Here is a 17245-nt window from a genome sequence, read left to right as displayed (position 1 = left end):
AGGGGCTTTTTTTTGAGCATATATACAAAAAAGGAGAGCAAGATGACATGCAACAGCAACAGCAGTTACACAATAACCGCAAGAAGAGGCTAACTACTCTCATTCCCCTGAACGGCCCATGGAGAAACGTTGTAGATACCGTATCCATCATATTAGGTTCGTTTTTGATTGCCGTGGCCTTTAATTTATTTTTACTACCGAACCAGATTGCTTCAGGTGGGGTATCCGGGTTATCGATATTGGGCAAACATTGGCTTGGGCTTGAGCCTGCATACACCCAATGGGCTATTAATATTCCGCTTCTGATCGCAGGGTTTCTCCTAATTGGCAAGCAGTATGGAATACGTTCTGTACTCGGCAGCATTGTACTGCCACTGTTTGTATATCTTACGAAAGATTGGGCTATTCCAACAACGAATCCACTGCTCGGTTCACTCTATGGAGGAATTGGGGTTGGTCTCGGGATTGGAATCGTATACCGGGGTAGAGGTTCAACAGGGGGCATGAGCATTCTTGCCAGGATCGTACAAAAATATAGTGGACTAAGTTACTCTCTTTGCGTGGTAATTATGGATGCTACGGTCATTATTATGGCTGCCTTTGTATTGTCATTGGAGCAGTCGCTCTTTGCTCTGATCGGGTTATACGTTACCGGAAAAGTCATTGATGCCGTCGAGATGGGGCTTGGTAACTCGAAGGTTGCTTATATTATTTCCAACCAGACCGAACCGATTACGAAGGTGATTCTGGATGATCTGGATCGCGGACTGACGAAGCTGGAGGCAAAAGGTGGCTACACCGACGATCAGCGAACCGTACTGATGGTGGTTGTTGGACAGAATGAGGTGCCGAGATTGAAAGCCTTGATCCGGTCCGTGGACCCGGGGGCTTTTGTCATTATTAGCAATGCGCATGAAGTACTGGGTGAAGGCTTTAAGCGTGGGGAATTGTAAGGTACAGCGAGTAGAGGAACTCTATAATTGAACTTAACATTCAATGATAACGGGAGCAGTGTAGAGGTCATTCGTTTAACTTATAAGCAAGTAAATAATATAATCTAAAAAAGCAGGTACTCCTCCACCAGACATGGCTGGAAAGGAAGTACCTGCTGCTTTTTGTTTTGTCTTTTGACTGATAATCACTGTACTACTGTATCTACAGAATCGGAGACAGCAGACGAGAGATCGCTTCTTTGAAACGGATCTTCACACTGCGTTTATTGTATTCCTCCAGCGTCATCTCACGGGAAACAAGAAGATCATGCTCAAACGTCTGCACAAGAGTAGTCGCAATCGCTTCGTCATACATAAATGCATTTACCTCAAAGTTCAGTCGGAAACTGCGGTAATCAATATTAGCGGTTCCCACGGATGCGACCATACTGTCGATAATAAGCGTTTTGGCATGAATAAAGCCGTTATCATAGATGAACACGGTTGCCCCCACTTTTAACAGCTCACCGATATAAGATAGCGTAGCCCAATATACGAAAGCGTGATCCGGTTTATTGGGGATCATAATGCGAACATCGATTCCTGACAGGCATGCAAGACGAATGGCTTCGAATACACTGGCATCTGGAATAAAATAAGGCGTTTGGATCAGAATCGAATGTTTGGCTCCATTAATCATTTTCAAATAACTGTTCTTGATGTGCTCCGTCTCTGCATCCGGTCCGCTGGATACAATCTGCATGGCAGTTGTTCCTGTGCCCTCAATATGAGGGAAATGTGCCGGAACGTACGGGGTATCGTGCTGCTTGGACGCTTCATTCCAATCCAGGAGAAAACGGGTCTGAAGCGCATGAACAGCATTCCCCTGAATACGCAAATGAGTATCGCGCCAGTAACCGAACTTGGAATTCAAACCTAGATATTCATCCCCTACATTAAACCCGCCTGTATATCCAAGATTGCCGTCAATAATGACGATTTTGCGGTGATTTCGGTAGTTCATACGCAGGTTGATCAGACTGAATTTGGATGGGAAAAAGACTTCAACCAAACCGCCTGCTTCGCGCAATTCTTTGAAAAAGCGTTTGGATACCCGCCGTGATCCCAGCGCGTCATACAGCAGACGAACTTTGACACCTTCCCGTGCTTTGCGGATGAGTGCATCCCGGATTCTTTTACCGAGTCGGTCACCTCTATAAATGTAATATTGCACATGAACATGATCCTGCGCTGCTTCGATATCATCGAGCAACCGCTGAAATTTGTCTGTCCCATCAGTAATAATCTCGACCGCATTGTCTTCGGTCAACAGAGCATCGTTTTGCTTCAGGTTCATATAAATCATGTCCTGACTACTCTCTGTCGCCTGATTACGGAACGGTGTTCGGTTGTCTTGAAGCTGTTCAAGCTGGGCAGCAATTCGTTCTTCAAGCCCGAGCTTCTTGCGCTCTTTCCACTGGAAAAGCCGGTAGCGCGTCAGATTTTGTCCTGTTAATAGATAGAGTACAAACCCGAACACCGGAACAAAGTTCAAGACGAGCAGCCAAGCCCAGGATGCACTCGCATCCTTTCGTTCGAAGAAAACGACCGCTGCAGCGAAAATAATATTCAGGCCCAGGAGTACAACAAGTAAAATGGATTCGATATGCACTGTAGTCCCCCATGTCTCATAATGACCATCATGAATCCATTCATAAACCCTTCATCGTGTAGATTGATTATGAATTAGACCATGGTTGTAATGTTTCCTATAATACGTATTTTAGCAGAAGTATCCGGGTTCGTCCGCAGATGTTGGAAAGATATGTTCGGAAGCGATGAGAATCCATGTAAAATTGATGATAGAGTGTTGTATTTATATAACTAGAGTCGTATAATAATACACAAATATGCATAGAAGCGACGGAATTGCTGTATGAAGGCTCATTGGGAGCAGGAGAACAGTATAAGTAGCGCATACGACAAGATTGGGGGAGCGAGAGTGAATAACAAATTAAAAGTGGCAATCGTCGGTTCCACCGGCTACGGCGGGGTGGAGCTGATTCGTTTTTTCCAGAACCATCCGCAGGTTGAAATTACTTCGGTAATCTCTTCATCCAGCAGTGGTGAGTCCATCGCAGATGGATTCCCGCATTTGACGGACGTGATTCTGAGGCCACTCGACGGCGTAGACCCGGCTGAGATCGCAAGTCGTGCAGATCTGGTGTTCACAGCAACCCCGTCTGGTGTAAGCGCGAAGCTCGTTCCGAGCCTGCTTGAAGCAGGTCTAAAGGTCATTGATCTGTCTGGAGATTTCAGACTCAAGGATGGAACGGTGTATGAAGAGTGGTATAAACATCCGGCACCATCTGCTTCATTGCTGGAACAGGCGGTATACGGCATGGCAGAGGTGTATGGGGACGAAGTAAAGGGCAAGAACTTTATTTCCAACCCAGGCTGCTACCCAACAGCTACGTTACTCGGATTGATTCCAGCTGTTGAGGCGGGATGGATTGATCCTTCCAGTATCATTATTGATGCAAAATCCGGCGTATCGGGTGCAGGACGGGGAACAAGTCTGATGAATCATTATGCAGAAATGAATGAGAATTTCAAAGCATATAAACTGAATAAACATCAGCATATTCCTGAAATTGAGCAAGTGCTGGGGAATATCACTGGAACACCAGTCACAGTAACGTTCACAACTCAACTGGTGCCCATGACGCGTGGGATCATGAGTACCATGTATGCCAATCTAACTGGCGAACACAGTGACCGTGAAATCGTTGATCTGTACCGCAAATATTATGAAAATCGCCCGTTCGTGCGTGTACGTGAGCCGGGGATCTGGCCTTCAACAAAGGAAGTGTACGGATCGAACTATTGTGATATCGGATTTGCAGCTGACCCTCGTACAGGTCGTTTGACCATTATTTCGGTCATCGACAACCTGGTAAAAGGTGCATCCGGGCAAGCGATTCAAAATATGAACCTGATGATGGGATGGGAGGAGAACCTCGGGCTGAACATGACGCCGGTATATCCATAAGGTTTGAATCATTGGGAGAGCGTCTAGACGCAATTCCGAAACCATGTGGGGTAGATCGGATCAGGCAAAGCAAGCGGACAATCGGCATGCAGCCGAACGCATAACGGGGGATAACATATGGGAACGAATGTAGAGCAAAAAGCTTTTACTATAGTTGAGAACGGAACGATTGTAACCCCGCGCGGGTTTACTGCTGGCGGACTGCACTGCGGGTTGAAAAAAACTTCTCGTAACGACATCGGAGCGATCCGCTGTGACGTTCCGGCAACTGCAGCTGCGGTGTATACAACGAACGTGTTCCAGGCCGCACCTTTGAAAGTCACACGTGAGAGCTTGAGCAATGGACGCCTTCAGGCAGTCATCGTGAACAGCGGGAATGCCAATGCGTGTACTGGACAACAAGGTGAAGAGGATGCCTACGCCATGCGTACGGCGGCTGCACGTGAATTGGGTGTAGCGGAAGAGGACGTTGCTGTCGCTTCCACAGGTGTCATTGGTGAACTGCTGAAGATGGACGCTGTACACTCGGGAATTACCGCACTTCCGGCACGTTTGGGTAGCGAAGTGAATGAGGCTGAACAGTTCTCCCAAGCTATCCTGACAACCGATTTGGTGAAAAAAGAAGCCTGCGTCTCCGTTGAGGTGAACGGCAAAACGATTACGATTGCAGGTGCTGCCAAGGGATCGGGAATGATTCATCCGAATATGGCGACCATGCTGGCCTTTATGACCTCTGATGCGGTCATTGGCGCAGAAGCGTTGCAGCGCTTATTGCGCCAGGCGACCAATCATACATTTAACATGATTACAGTGGATGGAGATACGAGCACGAACGACATGCTGGTAGCCATGTCCAGTGGTCTGGCAGGTAACGAAGAACTGACTGTGGAACATCCGGATTGGGAAGCTTTTGCTGCCGGATTTACTTATGTGTGTGAAGTGCTTGCCAAAGCCATTGCGCGCGATGGTGAAGGAGCAACCAAGCTGGTAGAAGTACAGGTAACGGGTGCAGTAAGTGATGAATCTGCGCAAGCTATTGCAAAGACCGTTATTGGTTCCAGCCTGGTGAAATCCGCCATGTTCGGCGCTGATGCCAACTGGGGACGCATTATTGCAGCCGTAGGGCGCGCAGGACAGCCGGTGAACCCGGAGACGGTTGATATCCGTCTGGGAGAGATATCTGTACTTGCACAATCCCGTCCGGTCGTATTTGACGAAGAAGCGGCGCTGGCCTACTTGCAGACCGATACCGTACGCATTGTAGTCGATCTGCACCACGGCGAGGGAACAGCCATCGCTTGGGGCTGTGACCTGACGTATGACTATGTACGAATTAACGCGGCATACCGCACGTAATAAGCAACTATTGATATTTACACGTTAACGGAGAATGCAGCTTTCCTATGAGTAGCTGCTTCGTAAAATATGTTGAAAATTATATATGAGATTTAAACTCATCCTTGGTGTTTGACAACTGGCGAAGCCAGTGGAGGATTCGGAATCGATTCTGTAGAAGCGTAGCGTTCGCCTTTGTCGCCGAGTTTTCCCCTTAGAGAAGGGGATCCCAAAAAACTTGGAGACAACAGCGATCAAAAGAACGATCCGGATTCGGAACGGTCAGCCGCTTTCTGACAAGCATCTATGAAGTGTTAAATCTGTTTAAATAAAATTTTAAAACGAAAGGAGTGCCCTCATGAATTCAACATTGCAAAATAAGAGTACCGGCACTGAGGCAGGTGCTGAGAAGCAGACGTTTGTAATGAAATGCGGAGGCAGCACGCTGGCGGCATTGCCTGAATCCTTTTTTGCAGATCTGCGTGACTTGCAGTCCCAAGGAACTCAGCCTGTCATCGTACATGGTGGTGGCCCTGCGATCTCGGATAATTTGGCGAAGCTGGGCATTGAGACTGAGTTTGTGAACGGATTGCGCAAGACAACGGAACCCGTGTTGGACGTTGTGGAGATGGTTCTTGCGGGGAGTATTAACAAACAGATCGTACGCTTAATCCAACGTGTCGGTGGACGTGCGCTGGGCTTGTCGGGTGTGGACGGTGGTTTGATCCAGGCGAAACCTGTAAGCAACCATGCAGAGATAGGTTGGGTAGGTGACGTAAATGGCGTTAATGCGGAGATTATTCAAGGTATCGTAGACATGGGTTATATGCCAGTAATTGCGCCGGTTGGCGTAGATGCATCCGGTCAGCGTTATAACATCAATGCGGATACAGCCGCAGGTGCGGTAGCTTCCCATCTCGGAGTGAGTCGGATGATCGTAGTGACTGATGTCCCTGGCATTATGAAGACCGTAGGAGGCGAGAAAAAAGTACTGCCATCCGTCTCCGTACAGGAGATCGAGGATATGATTCAAACCGGAGAAATCTATGGCGGCATGATTCCAAAGGTGCGTGCAGCAATAGCTTGTATTCACGGCAAAGTGCGTGAGGTCGTCATCGTAGACGGCAGCGAACCACAGATCCTGAGCCGTGTGCTTGGCGGAGAAACGATCGGAACCCGAATTATCCGTATGCAGTAAGGCGATCTTGTAATAACTAAGTAATCAACATTTTGTACACGGCATTTTTTATATAAGATGAACTGGACATGACACGAAAACGGAGAGTGCAGAACCAATCTGTAGAAGCGAAGCGTCCGCCTTTATCCCCGGATTTTACCCGCTATTAAGGGGATCGAAAAAATCCGGGGATAACAGCGGTCGGAAGATGGTACTGCAGTCGGAGTGGCCTTGTGGAAAGTAGGGTTAGCTTAAATGGTTTGCCTAGTGTACTCATACAAAGGAATAGGAGTGTGATAGGTGATGGCAAAAGGCAATGAACAGCCAGGTTCTGGCACAGCAGTAGCGGGCGTAGCAGCGACAGGTGCAGCGGCACAAACGGAAAGCTCTCTTTTCCAAACGTATGCGCGTTATCCAATCAGTTTGGTCAAGGGTAAAGGCAGCTGGCTATGGGATGATCAGGGCAATCGTTATCTTGATTTCATGTGCGGGTTGGCTGTAACGAGTCTGGGCCATGCACCCGAGAAAGTCGGAGCCAAGCTGAAAGCTCAGATTGATGAGCTGTGGCATGTATCTAACCTGTTCCAGATTCCCGGTCAGGAAAAGGCTGCGGCTTTGTTGACAGCAAATACGTGCGCAGACGCCGTATTCTTTTGTAACAGTGGTGCAGAAGCGAATGAAGCAGCAATCAAACTGGCGCGTCGCTATCACCAGAAGGTAAAAGGCACTGGGCGGTACGAAGTCATTACATTTGCCCAATCCTTCCACGGACGCACACTCGCAACCTTGACAGCAACTGGGCAGGATAAAGTAAAAGAAGGATTTTTGCCATTGCCAGCCGGGTTCGTAACCGTACCATTGCATGACACAGCGGCTCTGGAAGCTGCGATCGGACCCAATACAGCAGCGATTATGCTGGAGATGGTGCAGGCCGAGGGTGGGGTACATCCGGTCAAACCAGATTTTGTTCACCACGTGCGGAAACTGTGTGGAGAGCACGGACTGCTGCTGATTGTAGACGAAGTGCAGACAGGAATGGGACGTACAGGCAAACTGTTCGCGCATGAGCATTATGGCATTGAACCGGACATTTTCACAGTAGCCAAAGGCATCGGTAGTGGTTTCCCTGTAGGTGCGATGCTGGGTAAAGGTTATCTGAAGGATGCGTTTACTGCGGGCAGCCATGCAACAACGTTTGGCGGTACGCCGCTCGCTTCCTCCGTGGTCATTGCAACGATTGAAACCATGCTCGAAGATCACCTGCCAGAGCGTGCAGCTGAAATGGGCGATTACCTGATGAACTCTCTGCGGGAGCGTCTGGCTGGTAATTCGTTTGTGAAAGAAGTTCGGGGTTTGGGTCTGCTGGTTGGAATCGAATGTGCTGAAGCGGTAGGCGATATCGTGCTTGCTGGTCAGAAGCGAGGCATTCTCTTTGTATCCGCAGGACCGAATGTCATTCGTCTGCTTCCGAATCTGTATGTGAGCAAGGAAGAGATCGATGAGGCGGTATCCTTGGTTGCTACGTTGATTGAAGAGCATGTGGCTGCGAAGAACGCCTAATAAGGCTATATACAACCATTCTGACTCGGGGCCTTCATGGGCCTCGAAGCGGAACAAAAAGATGAATCATGAATCCCTGTAGCCGCGCGGTAAACTAGCGGAAGATGAAAGTGAGTAGCCGGATGGCAAAATCTCAATTTTCTACACTCTTCTGCCCATGCGGGTGCAGGGAACCGGAAATAAGGAGGACAATATAAACATGACACAAGCGCAACAGACGGAGAAGGTACAGAAGGTCGATCTTAGAGGCCGTGATTTTATTGAATTTACAGATTATACAGCGGAGGAAATCCGCTATTTGCTGGACCTTGCGATTGAGATTAAAGGCAAACAAAAAAACGGTGTGCCGTATCAGCCGCTCCAAGGCAAAACGATTGGACTTATTTTTGAAAAATCATCTACACGTACACGTGTATCTTTTGAAGTCGGCATGTTCCAACTGGGTGGACACGCGCTCTTCCTGAGCAAAAACGATATCCAACTCGGTCGCGGGGAAACGACACATGATACAGCCAAAGTCCTTTCACGTTACCTGGATGGCATCATGATTCGTACCTTTGGACACCATAATGTGACTGAACTGGCACAACATGCGGATGTCCCGGTTATTAACGGCCTGAGCGATGCAGCACATCCATGCCAGGTACTCGCAGACTTCCAAACCGTGCTGGAGCACAAAGGCAAGTTGGAAGGTCTCAAAATGGCTTATGTCGGAGACGGCAATAACATGGCGCATTCCCTTATGCTTGGTGCAGCCAAGATGGGTATGCATGTTGCAGTAGCGACTCCGGAAGGATATGAGCCTGACAGCGCAGTTGTAGAACAGGCGCGCAGCATTGCACAGGAGAGCGGCTCACAGGTGACTGTAACGTACAGTGCACAGGAAGCTGTGAAAGATGCAGATATCGTGTATACGGATGTATGGGCGAGCATGGGTTTTGAAGAGGAACAGAAGATTCGTGAACAAGCATTCGCTGCGTATCAGGTGGATGAGGAACTGATGAAAGGCGCGAAGCCGGATTATATGTTCCTGCACTGCCTGCCAGCTCACCGTGGAGAAGAAGTGAGTGCTGGGGTTATTGACGGTCCAAACTCCCTGATCTTTGATCAGGCGGAGAACCGGCTGCATGCGCAGAAAGCATTGATGGCTGCGTTAATGAGCGAATAGATGCTGTTTGCCTGAATGGGTTGATTTTAGGCACAGATTTCGCGATGATAGATTTAATATAAAATCTTAATAAGTTAAACTGAAACATACACCAAAACGGAGAATACAGAAAAGACCTGAAGAAGCGGAGCGTGCGCCTTTATCACCAGATTTGCCCCTTTTAGAAGGGGAATCAAGAAAATCTGGGGATAACAGCGATCGAAAGGTTTTCTGTATTCGTAGTGCTCAGTGGATGAACAACTTGTTTAACTTATCGCAACTGAACTTGGGGAGGACCATTGAACATGGCTAAGGAAAAAATCGTACTCGCTTATTCTGGCGGGTTGGACACATCTGTAATTTTGAAATGGTTGAAAGAAACATATGATGCTGAGATTATCGCATTTACGGCGGATATCGGACAAAAGGATGAATTGGATGGCCTCGAGGAAAAAGCACTCGCTACAGGCGCTTCCAAAGTGTACATCGACGATCTGCGCGACGAGTTCGCCAAAGATTTCATCTATCCAATGTTTCAGGCAGGTGCCCTTTATGAAGGACAATACCTGCTTGGTACAAGTATCGCACGTCCACTGATCGCAAAACGTATGGTGGATATCGCTCGTGCAGAAGGCGCTACTGCGATTGCTCACGGCGCTACGGGTAAAGGAAATGACCAGGTTCGTTTTGAGTTGAACGCAGCTGCGCTGACACCAGACATTCAAGTCATCGCGCCTTGGCGTCTGGAAGAATTCCGCAACCAGTTCCCAGGACGTGCCGAGATGATCGCTTACGCTGAAAAACACGGCATTCCGGTAACCGCATCGGCGGCTAAACCGTACTCCACAGACCGTAACCTGCTGCATATCAGCTATGAGAGCGGCGTGCTCGAAGATCCTTGGTTCGATCCGAGTGCGGACGAGAACAAAGACATGTTCCTGCTCAGCAGTGCACCTGAAGATGCGCCGGATCAAGCGGAATATGTTGAACTTGAATTTGAACAAGGTGACTGTGTTGCACTGAATGGTGAGCGCTTGAGCCCACTGCAAGTGATGGAGCAACTCAACGAGCTGGGTGGCAAACATGGTATCGGCCGTGTGGACATGGTAGAGAACCGCTTTGTCGGCATGAAGAGCCGTGGTGTATACGAGACACCAGGTGGAACAATTCTGTTCACGGCACACCGCAAAATGGAATCCATCACGATGGACCGCGAAGTTATGAACTTGCGTGATAGCCTGATCACACGTTACAGCACACTCGTTTACAACGGCTTCTGGTTCGCACCGGAACGTTTGGCGCTGCAAGCACTGGTGACGGAAAGCCAGAAAAATGTAACAGGTACCGTTCGTGTGAAACTGTATAAAGGCAACATCATTGGCGCAGGTGTGAAAAGTCCTGTCAGCCTGTACAATCCGGACATTGCTACGATGGAAGCTGATCCAACGCAAGCGTACGATCAAGGGGATGCAACGGGCTTTATCCGCCTGAATGCATTGCGTTTGAAAGTAAACTCCGGTGTGGAGCAAAACAAAAACTAATTTCAATATGCATATAGAGCATCACGATTATAACTGACAAGGCGGGCCGTTCTTGCACATCTGGCAGGAGCGGCTTTGTCCATGAGCGAAAGGGGAGTACTCACTGTGAGTAAGCTGTGGGGAGGACGTTTTACAAAACAAACCAATCACCTGGTTGAGGAATACACAGCGTCAATCAACTTTGATAAAGCGTTGGCCGAGGAAGATATTCAAGGAAGTCTGGCTCATGTAACGATGCTGGGCAAATGCGACATTCTGCCGGCAGAGGATGTAGAGACGATCAAGGAAGGCTTGATCACCGTTCTGCATAAAATCCGTGCAGGAGAAGTAGAATTCTCCGTATCGGATGAAGACATCCATATGAACATTGAGAAAAACCTGATCGATACCATCGGCCCTGTAGGTGGCAAATTACATACAGGACGCAGCAGGAATGACCAGGTGGCGACCGATATGCACTTGTACTTGCGTGAGCGCGTGGTTGGATTTGTCGGTATGCTGCACTCGTTGCAGGAAGCGCTGATCGGACAAGCCAAAGATAATCTCGATACAATTGTACCGGGGTATACGCATCTTCAACGTGCACAACCGATTCTGTTCGCCCATCACCTGATGGCCTATGTATCGATGTTCCAACGGGATGCAGAGCGCCTTATGGACAGCTACAAACGTATTAACGTGCTGCCGCTGGGTGCAGGTGCCCTTGCAGGCACAACGTTCCCGATTGACCGTCATTTTGTAGCGGAACAACTGGGCTTCGACGGTGTATACGAGAACAGTTTGGACGCGGTCAGTGACCGTGACTTTATCGTGGAGTTCCTGGCAGCCGCTTCACTAATCATGACGCACTTGTCCCGTCTGAGCGAAGAGTTGGTCCTGTGGAGCAGCACGGAATTTGGTTTTGTTGAACTGGATGATGCATTCTGCACGGGCAGCAGCATTATGCCACAGAAGAAAAATCCGGACGTTCCGGAACTCGTTCGTGGTAAAACAGGACGTGTGTACGGCAACCTGATCGGTTTGCTGACAGTACTGAAATCTCTGCCGCTCGCTTACAACAAGGACATGCAGGAAGACAAGGAAGGCATGTTTGACACGGTAGCGACGCTGGAGGGTGCACTTCAATTGTTCGCTCCGATGATTGCAACAATGACGGTCAACAAAGGACGGATGCGTCAAGCGGTCAATCAGGATTTCTCAAACGCTACAGATATTGCGGACTTCCTCGTGGGTGAAGGTTTGCCATTCCGTCAGGCGCATGAAGTTATCGGAAAAACAGTATTGTACTGTATCCAGAACGGCAAATATTTGCTGGATCTGACCATCGATGAATTCCGTCAATTCTCTCCGCTGTTCGATGAGCGTATCTATGACGTGCTGCAACCGGAAGCGGTTGTAAATGCCCGTAATGTGTATGGTGGAACAGCTTCGAATCAAGTGGCTGAGGCGATTGGGCGTAGTGAGAAGGTGCTTGAAATTACAGAGCAATGGATTACCAATCGAGGTTAATTTTAAGGTTTCCTTTTGAAATAAAACCAAAAAAGCCGGCAGTGAGAATTTTCTCAGGCCTGCTTTTTTTGTTATGTTACGAACGATGTTTCAGTGAATGAACGGTTCCGCTTAAGTATGGATTGGCGGGTTCCACCGGATATTTCTTTTATTTACGCTCACGCAGAGGCAGCCATTTCAATACATTCTGAATCTTCTGATCCCAATAGCCCCATTCATGTTCACCGGGTTCCTCCTCATAGGTCAATTGGAGATCGGTCTGCGCACAGGCTTCACGGAAGGATTGGTTCTGATCATACAGGAAGTCTTCCGTCCCACAGCATTGATAGAGCAATGGCCGAGGTCCGCTGCTCGCTTGGTTATCCTTCAGTAGTTGGAGCAGGTCGTTCTGCGAGCCTGCAATCTTCGGCCCAAAGATACGTTCCATTTCGGCCCGCCAGAGTGGGCTGGAATTCATATTATCCAGATGTGCCGTCATGTCGAGTGCCCCGGATAAACTTGCTGCCGCAGCATATTGATCTGGTTTACTCAGAGCTAGTTTAAATGCACCGTAGCCCCCCATAGACAGGCCGGCTACGAAGTTATCCTCCCTTTGATGAGATAAGGGGAAGAACGAGCGGGCGATTGTCGGCAGTTCCTCACTGATGAAGGTCCAATAAGATCCGCCCTCAACCATGTCCGTGTAGAAGCTGCGATGCACTTGAGGCATGACCACAGCAATCCCCAAGTCAGCGACGTAACGTTCAATGGATGTGCGGCGCAACCAGATAGAGTCATCATCCGATAGACCGTGCAGCAAATAAAGCGTGGGATGTAATCCCTGGCCGGATACGTTCTCCATGCCAATTTGATTGTGGGTTTGTTGTGGCAGGATGACATGCATGCTGGTGCTTAAACCAAGCGTGTCCGAGTAAAAATTACATTGAATAAGTGCCATGCGTTAAGTAACCCCTCTCATAATTCATTCTCGAAGTGTTCTGATTGATACAAGGGATGGGATCTGGAGCCGTCATGGCTCCAAAGTGTTTATAGTAAACAGGTTATACGTAAATCTCTTCCGATGCAACAACAAGGTTCGCTGTAAGGACGAAGGAAGTAAACGCTTCCGAAAATATGAAGATTTTTATATGAGAGCAATATTTATGAATAGAAAACGGAGGTTCGATTCACCACTGTTTTTCACCTTCTTTACAGCGTAACAATGTTATGTTACACTGTTTTCAACACAAAGGGGGGGCCATATATGACGGATGATTTGATCTCCAAAAAAGAATTGCTGGACCTGACGGGCATCTCCTACGGCCAGTTGTACCGCTGGAAGCGGAAGAATCTCATTCCGGAGGAATGGTTTATTCGGAAGTCGTCCTATACGGGACAAGAGACTTTTTTTCCAAAGCAACAGATTTTACTGCGGATTGACAAGATTCTCAATATGAAAGACGGATTGTCGCTGGATGAACTGGCAGACGTGTTTTCACCAACATTGGGTGAAGTGGAAATGTCCGCTCAGCAGCTGTTAGAGAGAAACATTGTTTCGAACATTTCGCTTGAGCTGTTGAAAGAAGCAGGACGGGAGCGGCCGCTGTATGCTTTGGAGCAGATCATGATGCTTTATGTACTCGATAAGCTGCTAATGAGCGGAGATATTACCCGCCAGGAGGGTACGTTACTGATCGATGTCATGTCCGAGCATTATTATCGTTTCACAGGCAAACCAAGCGAACTGGTGCTTATTCGCAAGATGGGTATCCCTTCATTCATGCTGGTAACGGCAGGAACAGAGCTTTATTTTGACAATGGTGTGAAGGTCGTTCTCAGGCAGCCAATGGGGACGTTTATGGAAGAGTTAAAACTCAAATTGGGATAAGGAGAGGATCATATATGGAGGAACGTAATTTGCGCAATGATCTGAACGTAGCGGGTATGAGCCAAACGGCAGGCGGGAATTTTCACCGGGTATCCATTGATGGCATGGCTAAGGTAAACGGTAACCTGGACTGTACCTCCCTGAATGTGAATGGAACATTGAAGATGCATGGAGCTTTGAGCGCAGAGAGTGCAACAATCAACGGTATGTGTACGCTGAACGGCCCCTTGATCAGTTCTCGTGTTCGTGTGGATGGTTTGACAACCATTAACGGAGACCTCCGAAGCCCTGAGCTCGAAGTTAACGGGAAATGTACTGTACGCGGACGGGTTGATGGGGAACGGATTGATATTGGCGGCGTGATCGATATTGAAGGTGATGTACAATGTGAGTCTTTGAACGTACAGGGCAATATTAAAATTAGTGGCTTCCTGAATGCGGGAACGGTAGAGATCAGGCTGCATACATCCTCTTCGGCCAAAGAGATCGGCGGGGAACGCATCGATATTCGTCGTAAGGAACAGACTGGTTTTTGGAAAAGTATTGGCCTGGGCGGTACCCCATCCTTCAAGACATCCTTGATTGAAGGGGATGAAATCGTGCTGGAAGATACCGAGGCTGATATTGTTCGTGGCAGCAAGGTTCATATCGGTCGTGGCTGTAACATCAGGTTGGTTGAATATTCAGGTGAACTAGAGGTTGATCCAGATGCCAAGGTGGGCAGCAGTCAGCGGATTTAAATTTGGATATGAAGAGAAAGGGATGTGATCGACTTGAATAACCATTTTGCTGGTTCATTGGATAAAAAACACGACATTAGCATCATCGGCGACGGCAGTTCTTCTGGCGGTGTGTACGGCAAGATCAAGGTAGTGGGGGATTCCTCATTTAATGATAATCTGTTCTGTGATCAATTCAAATGCACCGGCACATCGGTCATATACGGATCTCTTGAATCAACCGATATCAAAACTACGGGAACCCTTACCCTGAAAGAGCGGGCTTCTGTTGGCGACGAAGACCAGGAGAGCAATTATGCTTCTAACCTGTATGCAAAAGCTGAACATATGAAAGTAGTAGGCGAGCTTCATGTATCAGGCGATTGTCAGGTGGAAAGTATGAAGCTGAATGGCCGTTTTACGATAGCGGGTATGCTCAGTGCCGAACACATGACACTCAAAATTATGGGTCCATCCGAGGTCAGGGAAATGGGCGGTTCCATCATTTCAGTGAAGAGTTCGCGGGGAAAACTGCTGGAGGGTTTGTTCACTGGAAACAAGTCTATTCTCAAGGCCAACTTAATCGAAGGTGACGAAATTGAACTTGAGAACACAGAGGCCGAGGTTGTACGAGGAGATAAAATAAAAATTGGCCCAGGCTGCCGGATTGGTACAGTGGAATACCGCTCTTCTCTGCAAATTCATCCGCAATCGGAAGTTTTGGTGCAAAGCAATCGGTCCTTGGACTGATTATCCGCCGTAACTTTTCGGATATACTAATTCAGTCATATGAATCGGATGTGAATGGGAGAGATTGAGTACAATGGCTACACGTAAAAATAATATTGGATTGGTGCTGGCAGGGCTACTGCTGAGCATACTGATGGCTTCGATGGACAATACCATCGTGGCAACAGCTATGGGCGACATTGTCGGGAAGCTGGGTGGGCTCGACAAGTTCGTATGGGTGACCTCCGCTTACATGGTGGCCGAGATGGCGGGTATGCCAATCTTCGGTAAGTTATCCGACATGTATGGGCGGAAGAAGTTTTTTGTATTTGGAATACTGGTATTTATGCTCGGATCCGCATTATGTGGAACAGCAACATCGATCGTTGAGCTGACGATGTACAGAGCTATTCAGGGTATTGGTGCAGGTGCACTGGTGCCGATTGCCTTCACGATCATGTTTGATGTGGTCGCACCAGAGTCACGGGGTAAATTGGGCGGTTTGTTCGGAGCCGTGTTCGGCTTATCCAGCGTATTTGGTCCACTGCTGGGTGCTTACATTACGCAGTACGCGACATGGGAATGGGTATTTTATATCAACCTGCCGCTTGGTCTGATTGCGTTTGTGTTTATTGCATTTTTCTACAAGGAATCCCATCAGCATCAATCCCAACAGATTGACTGGCTGGGTGCAATCACACTGATTGGTGCGGTAGTCTGTCTCATCTTCGGGCTTGAACTGGGTGGCAAAACGTATGCCTGGGGCTCGTGGCAGATCCTCGGTTTGTTTGCCGGATTCGTGGTGCTAGCGCTGCTTTTCCTGTTTGCAGAAACGAGAGCCAAAGAGCCCATCATCTCCTTCGGGATGTTCCGCAACCGGGTCTACTGGTCCAGTAACGTTATTGGCATGTTCAGTGGTGCGGCATTTATTACAGCATCCGTGTACATTCCAATCTTCATCCAGGGGGTACTCGGTGGCAAAGCGACCAACTCTGGTCTCGTGTTATTGCCCATGATGCTGGGGTCCGTTGTGACGGCTTCCATGGGTGGGGTACTGATGACCAAAATCAAGTATCGCAACATTATGATTCCTACGCTGGCCTTGCTGGTGGTTGGTCTTGGATTGCTGACGACGCTGGATGAAACTTCGTCTCTATGGACGATACGTATATTCATGGTGATGATTGGTCTCGGTGTCGGGGCGTCGTTCTCGGTACTCAGCAATGCAGCCATGAACGCGTTTGAACCGCAAAGACGCGGAGCAGCTAGCTCCACACTTAACTTCTTGCGTTCACTTGGGATGACGATGGGTATTACGATCTTTGGTATCGTGCAGAGCCAGGTATTTACGCGCAAAATGAATGATGCCCTCGCTGGATCAGCGGCGGAAGCGGGGGGCGCTGGTGCTCCTGCAGGCGGCGTACCTCAGGGAGTGGATCTGAGCGATCCACATGCGTTGCTGTCGCCAGAGCTGAGAAAGGCAATTCCGCCTCAGGTGCTGGACACCATTACGCACGCGTTGTCTTCATCCATCGTGCAACTCTTTGCCTGGGCTGCGATCCCGGCTGCACTCGCGTTGATTGCTGCTTTCTTCATGGGTAATGAGAAGATGGTTATAGGCGAGGAGCAGAAAGAGTACACAGGCGGACATTAAAAGGTTTCAGTCTAATCAATAAA

14 protein-coding genes are annotated in these 17245 nt (G+C 48.5%); 12 read left to right on the top strand and 2 right to left on the bottom strand.

The features are described 5' to 3' along the window. The first annotated feature begins 47 nt into the window (after nucleotides 1-47). Nucleotides 48-953 carry a YitT family protein gene (locus tag ACFVQB_RS07510; protein ID WP_379436513.1) on the top strand — a complete coding sequence of 302 codons (906 nt, stop codon included), beginning with the start codon at nucleotides 48-50 and terminating at the stop codon, nucleotides 951-953. A 202-nt stretch (nucleotides 954-1155) separates the two neighbouring features. Here ACFVQB_RS07510 and cls read toward each other — a convergent pair whose 3' ends face one another. Next, complete coding sequence (gene cls, locus ACFVQB_RS07505; protein WP_379436510.1) at nucleotides 1156-2604, bottom strand: cardiolipin synthase; 1449 nt, start codon at nucleotides 2602-2604, stop codon at nucleotides 1156-1158. Nucleotides 2605-2934: 330 nt separating this feature from the next. Between cls and argC the strand changes: the two genes are divergently transcribed. The 7 genes from argC to argH all read left to right on the top strand — a co-directional run bounded on the left by argC (nucleotide 2935) and on the right by argH (nucleotide 12253). Then, on the top strand, nucleotides 2935-3984 hold the full coding sequence (argC, locus tag ACFVQB_RS07500) for an N-acetyl-gamma-glutamyl-phosphate reductase (RefSeq protein ID WP_379436507.1): 1050 nt from the start codon (nucleotides 2935-2937) through the stop codon (nucleotides 3982-3984). A gap of 117 nt (nucleotides 3985-4101) precedes the next feature. Next, nucleotides 4102-5340 carry a bifunctional glutamate N-acetyltransferase/amino-acid acetyltransferase ArgJ gene (argJ, locus tag ACFVQB_RS07495; protein ID WP_379436504.1) on the top strand — a complete coding sequence of 413 codons (1239 nt, stop codon included), beginning with the start codon at nucleotides 4102-4104 and terminating at the stop codon, nucleotides 5338-5340. Nucleotides 5341-5677: 337 nt separating this feature from the next. Continuing rightward, nucleotides 5678-6517, top strand: coding sequence for an acetylglutamate kinase (gene argB / locus ACFVQB_RS07490; protein WP_379436501.1), 840 nt, complete (start codon nucleotides 5678-5680; stop codon nucleotides 6515-6517). Between the two features lie 282 nt (nucleotides 6518-6799). Beyond that, nucleotides 6800-8056, top strand: a complete 1257-nt coding sequence (locus tag ACFVQB_RS07485) for an aspartate aminotransferase family protein (RefSeq protein ID WP_379436499.1) — start codon at nucleotides 6800-6802, stop codon at nucleotides 8054-8056. A gap of 199 nt (nucleotides 8057-8255) precedes the next feature. Beyond that, nucleotides 8256-9224: an ornithine carbamoyltransferase gene (gene argF, locus ACFVQB_RS07480; protein ID WP_053779581.1), complete on the top strand. Its 969-nt coding sequence runs from the start codon at nucleotides 8256-8258 to the stop codon at nucleotides 9222-9224. Nucleotides 9225-9508: 284 nt separating this feature from the next. Further along, nucleotides 9509-10744, top strand: coding sequence for an argininosuccinate synthase (locus ACFVQB_RS07475; RefSeq protein ID WP_063567516.1), 1236 nt, complete (start codon nucleotides 9509-9511; stop codon nucleotides 10742-10744). Between the two features lie 105 nt (nucleotides 10745-10849). Next, nucleotides 10850-12253 (top strand): argininosuccinate lyase, encoded by a 1404-nt coding sequence (gene argH, locus ACFVQB_RS07470; RefSeq protein ID WP_379438044.1) that lies wholly within the window; start codon nucleotides 10850-10852, stop codon nucleotides 12251-12253. A 148-nt stretch (nucleotides 12254-12401) separates the two neighbouring features. Here argH and ACFVQB_RS07465 read toward each other — a convergent pair whose 3' ends face one another. Then, nucleotides 12402-13190, bottom strand: coding sequence for an alpha/beta hydrolase (locus ACFVQB_RS07465; RefSeq protein WP_379436494.1), 789 nt, complete (start codon nucleotides 13188-13190; stop codon nucleotides 12402-12404). A 306-nt stretch (nucleotides 13191-13496) separates the two neighbouring features. On the opposite strand from ACFVQB_RS07465, the gene ACFVQB_RS07460 reads away from it, so the two are divergent. From ACFVQB_RS07460 to ACFVQB_RS07445, 4 genes are all read left to right on the top strand, one after another. Next, nucleotides 13497-14120, top strand: a complete 624-nt coding sequence (locus tag ACFVQB_RS07460) for a YhbD family protein (protein ID WP_379436491.1) — start codon at nucleotides 13497-13499, stop codon at nucleotides 14118-14120. A gap of 14 nt (nucleotides 14121-14134) precedes the next feature. Beyond that, nucleotides 14135-14860, top strand: coding sequence for a polymer-forming cytoskeletal protein (locus ACFVQB_RS07455; protein ID WP_379436488.1), 726 nt, complete (start codon nucleotides 14135-14137; stop codon nucleotides 14858-14860). Between the two features lie 33 nt (nucleotides 14861-14893). Further along, nucleotides 14894-15589: a hypothetical protein gene (locus ACFVQB_RS07450; protein ID WP_379436486.1), complete on the top strand. Its 696-nt coding sequence runs from the start codon at nucleotides 14894-14896 to the stop codon at nucleotides 15587-15589. Between the two features lie 73 nt (nucleotides 15590-15662). Then, nucleotides 15663-17222: an MDR family MFS transporter gene (locus tag ACFVQB_RS07445; protein ID WP_063567511.1), complete on the top strand. Its 1560-nt coding sequence runs from the start codon at nucleotides 15663-15665 to the stop codon at nucleotides 17220-17222. Nucleotides 17223-17245: the final 23 nt, after the last annotated feature.

The organism is Paenibacillus sp. NPDC057886, assembly GCF_042796655.1.
GTDB lineage: Bacteria > Bacillota > Bacilli > Paenibacillales > Paenibacillaceae > Paenibacillus.
Note: the sequence above shows the minus strand (reverse complement) of the source record. Positions and strands in the feature narration are given on the sequence as shown.

Excerpts from the sequence above, each read along its gene's own strand:
- ACFVQB_RS07485 (WP_379436499.1), top strand. The coding sequence starts at position 6,800 with ATGGCAAAAGGCAATGAACAGCCAGGTTCTGGCACAGCAGTAGCGGGC.
- argF (WP_053779581.1), top strand. The coding sequence starts at position 8,256 with ATGACACAAGCGCAACAGACGGAGAAGGTACAGAAGGTCGATCTTAGA.
- ACFVQB_RS07510 (WP_379436513.1), top strand. The coding sequence starts at position 48 with ATGCAACAGCAACAGCAGTTACACAATAACCGCAAGAAGAGGCTAACT.
- argB (WP_379436501.1), top strand. The coding sequence starts at position 5,678 with ATGAATTCAACATTGCAAAATAAGAGTACCGGCACTGAGGCAGGTGCT.
- ACFVQB_RS07445 (WP_063567511.1), top strand. The coding sequence starts at position 15,663 with ATGGCTACACGTAAAAATAATATTGGATTGGTGCTGGCAGGGCTACTG.
- ACFVQB_RS07475 (WP_063567516.1), top strand. The coding sequence starts at position 9,509 with ATGGCTAAGGAAAAAATCGTACTCGCTTATTCTGGCGGGTTGGACACA.
- ACFVQB_RS07455 (WP_379436488.1), top strand. The coding sequence starts at position 14,135 with ATGGAGGAACGTAATTTGCGCAATGATCTGAACGTAGCGGGTATGAGC.
- argJ (WP_379436504.1), top strand. The coding sequence starts at position 4,102 with ATGGGAACGAATGTAGAGCAAAAAGCTTTTACTATAGTTGAGAACGGA.
- ACFVQB_RS07465 (WP_379436494.1), bottom strand. The coding sequence starts at position 13,190 with ATGGCACTTATTCAATGTAATTTTTACTCGGACACGCTTGGTTTAAGC.
- ACFVQB_RS07460 (WP_379436491.1), top strand. The coding sequence starts at position 13,497 with ATGACGGATGATTTGATCTCCAAAAAAGAATTGCTGGACCTGACGGGC.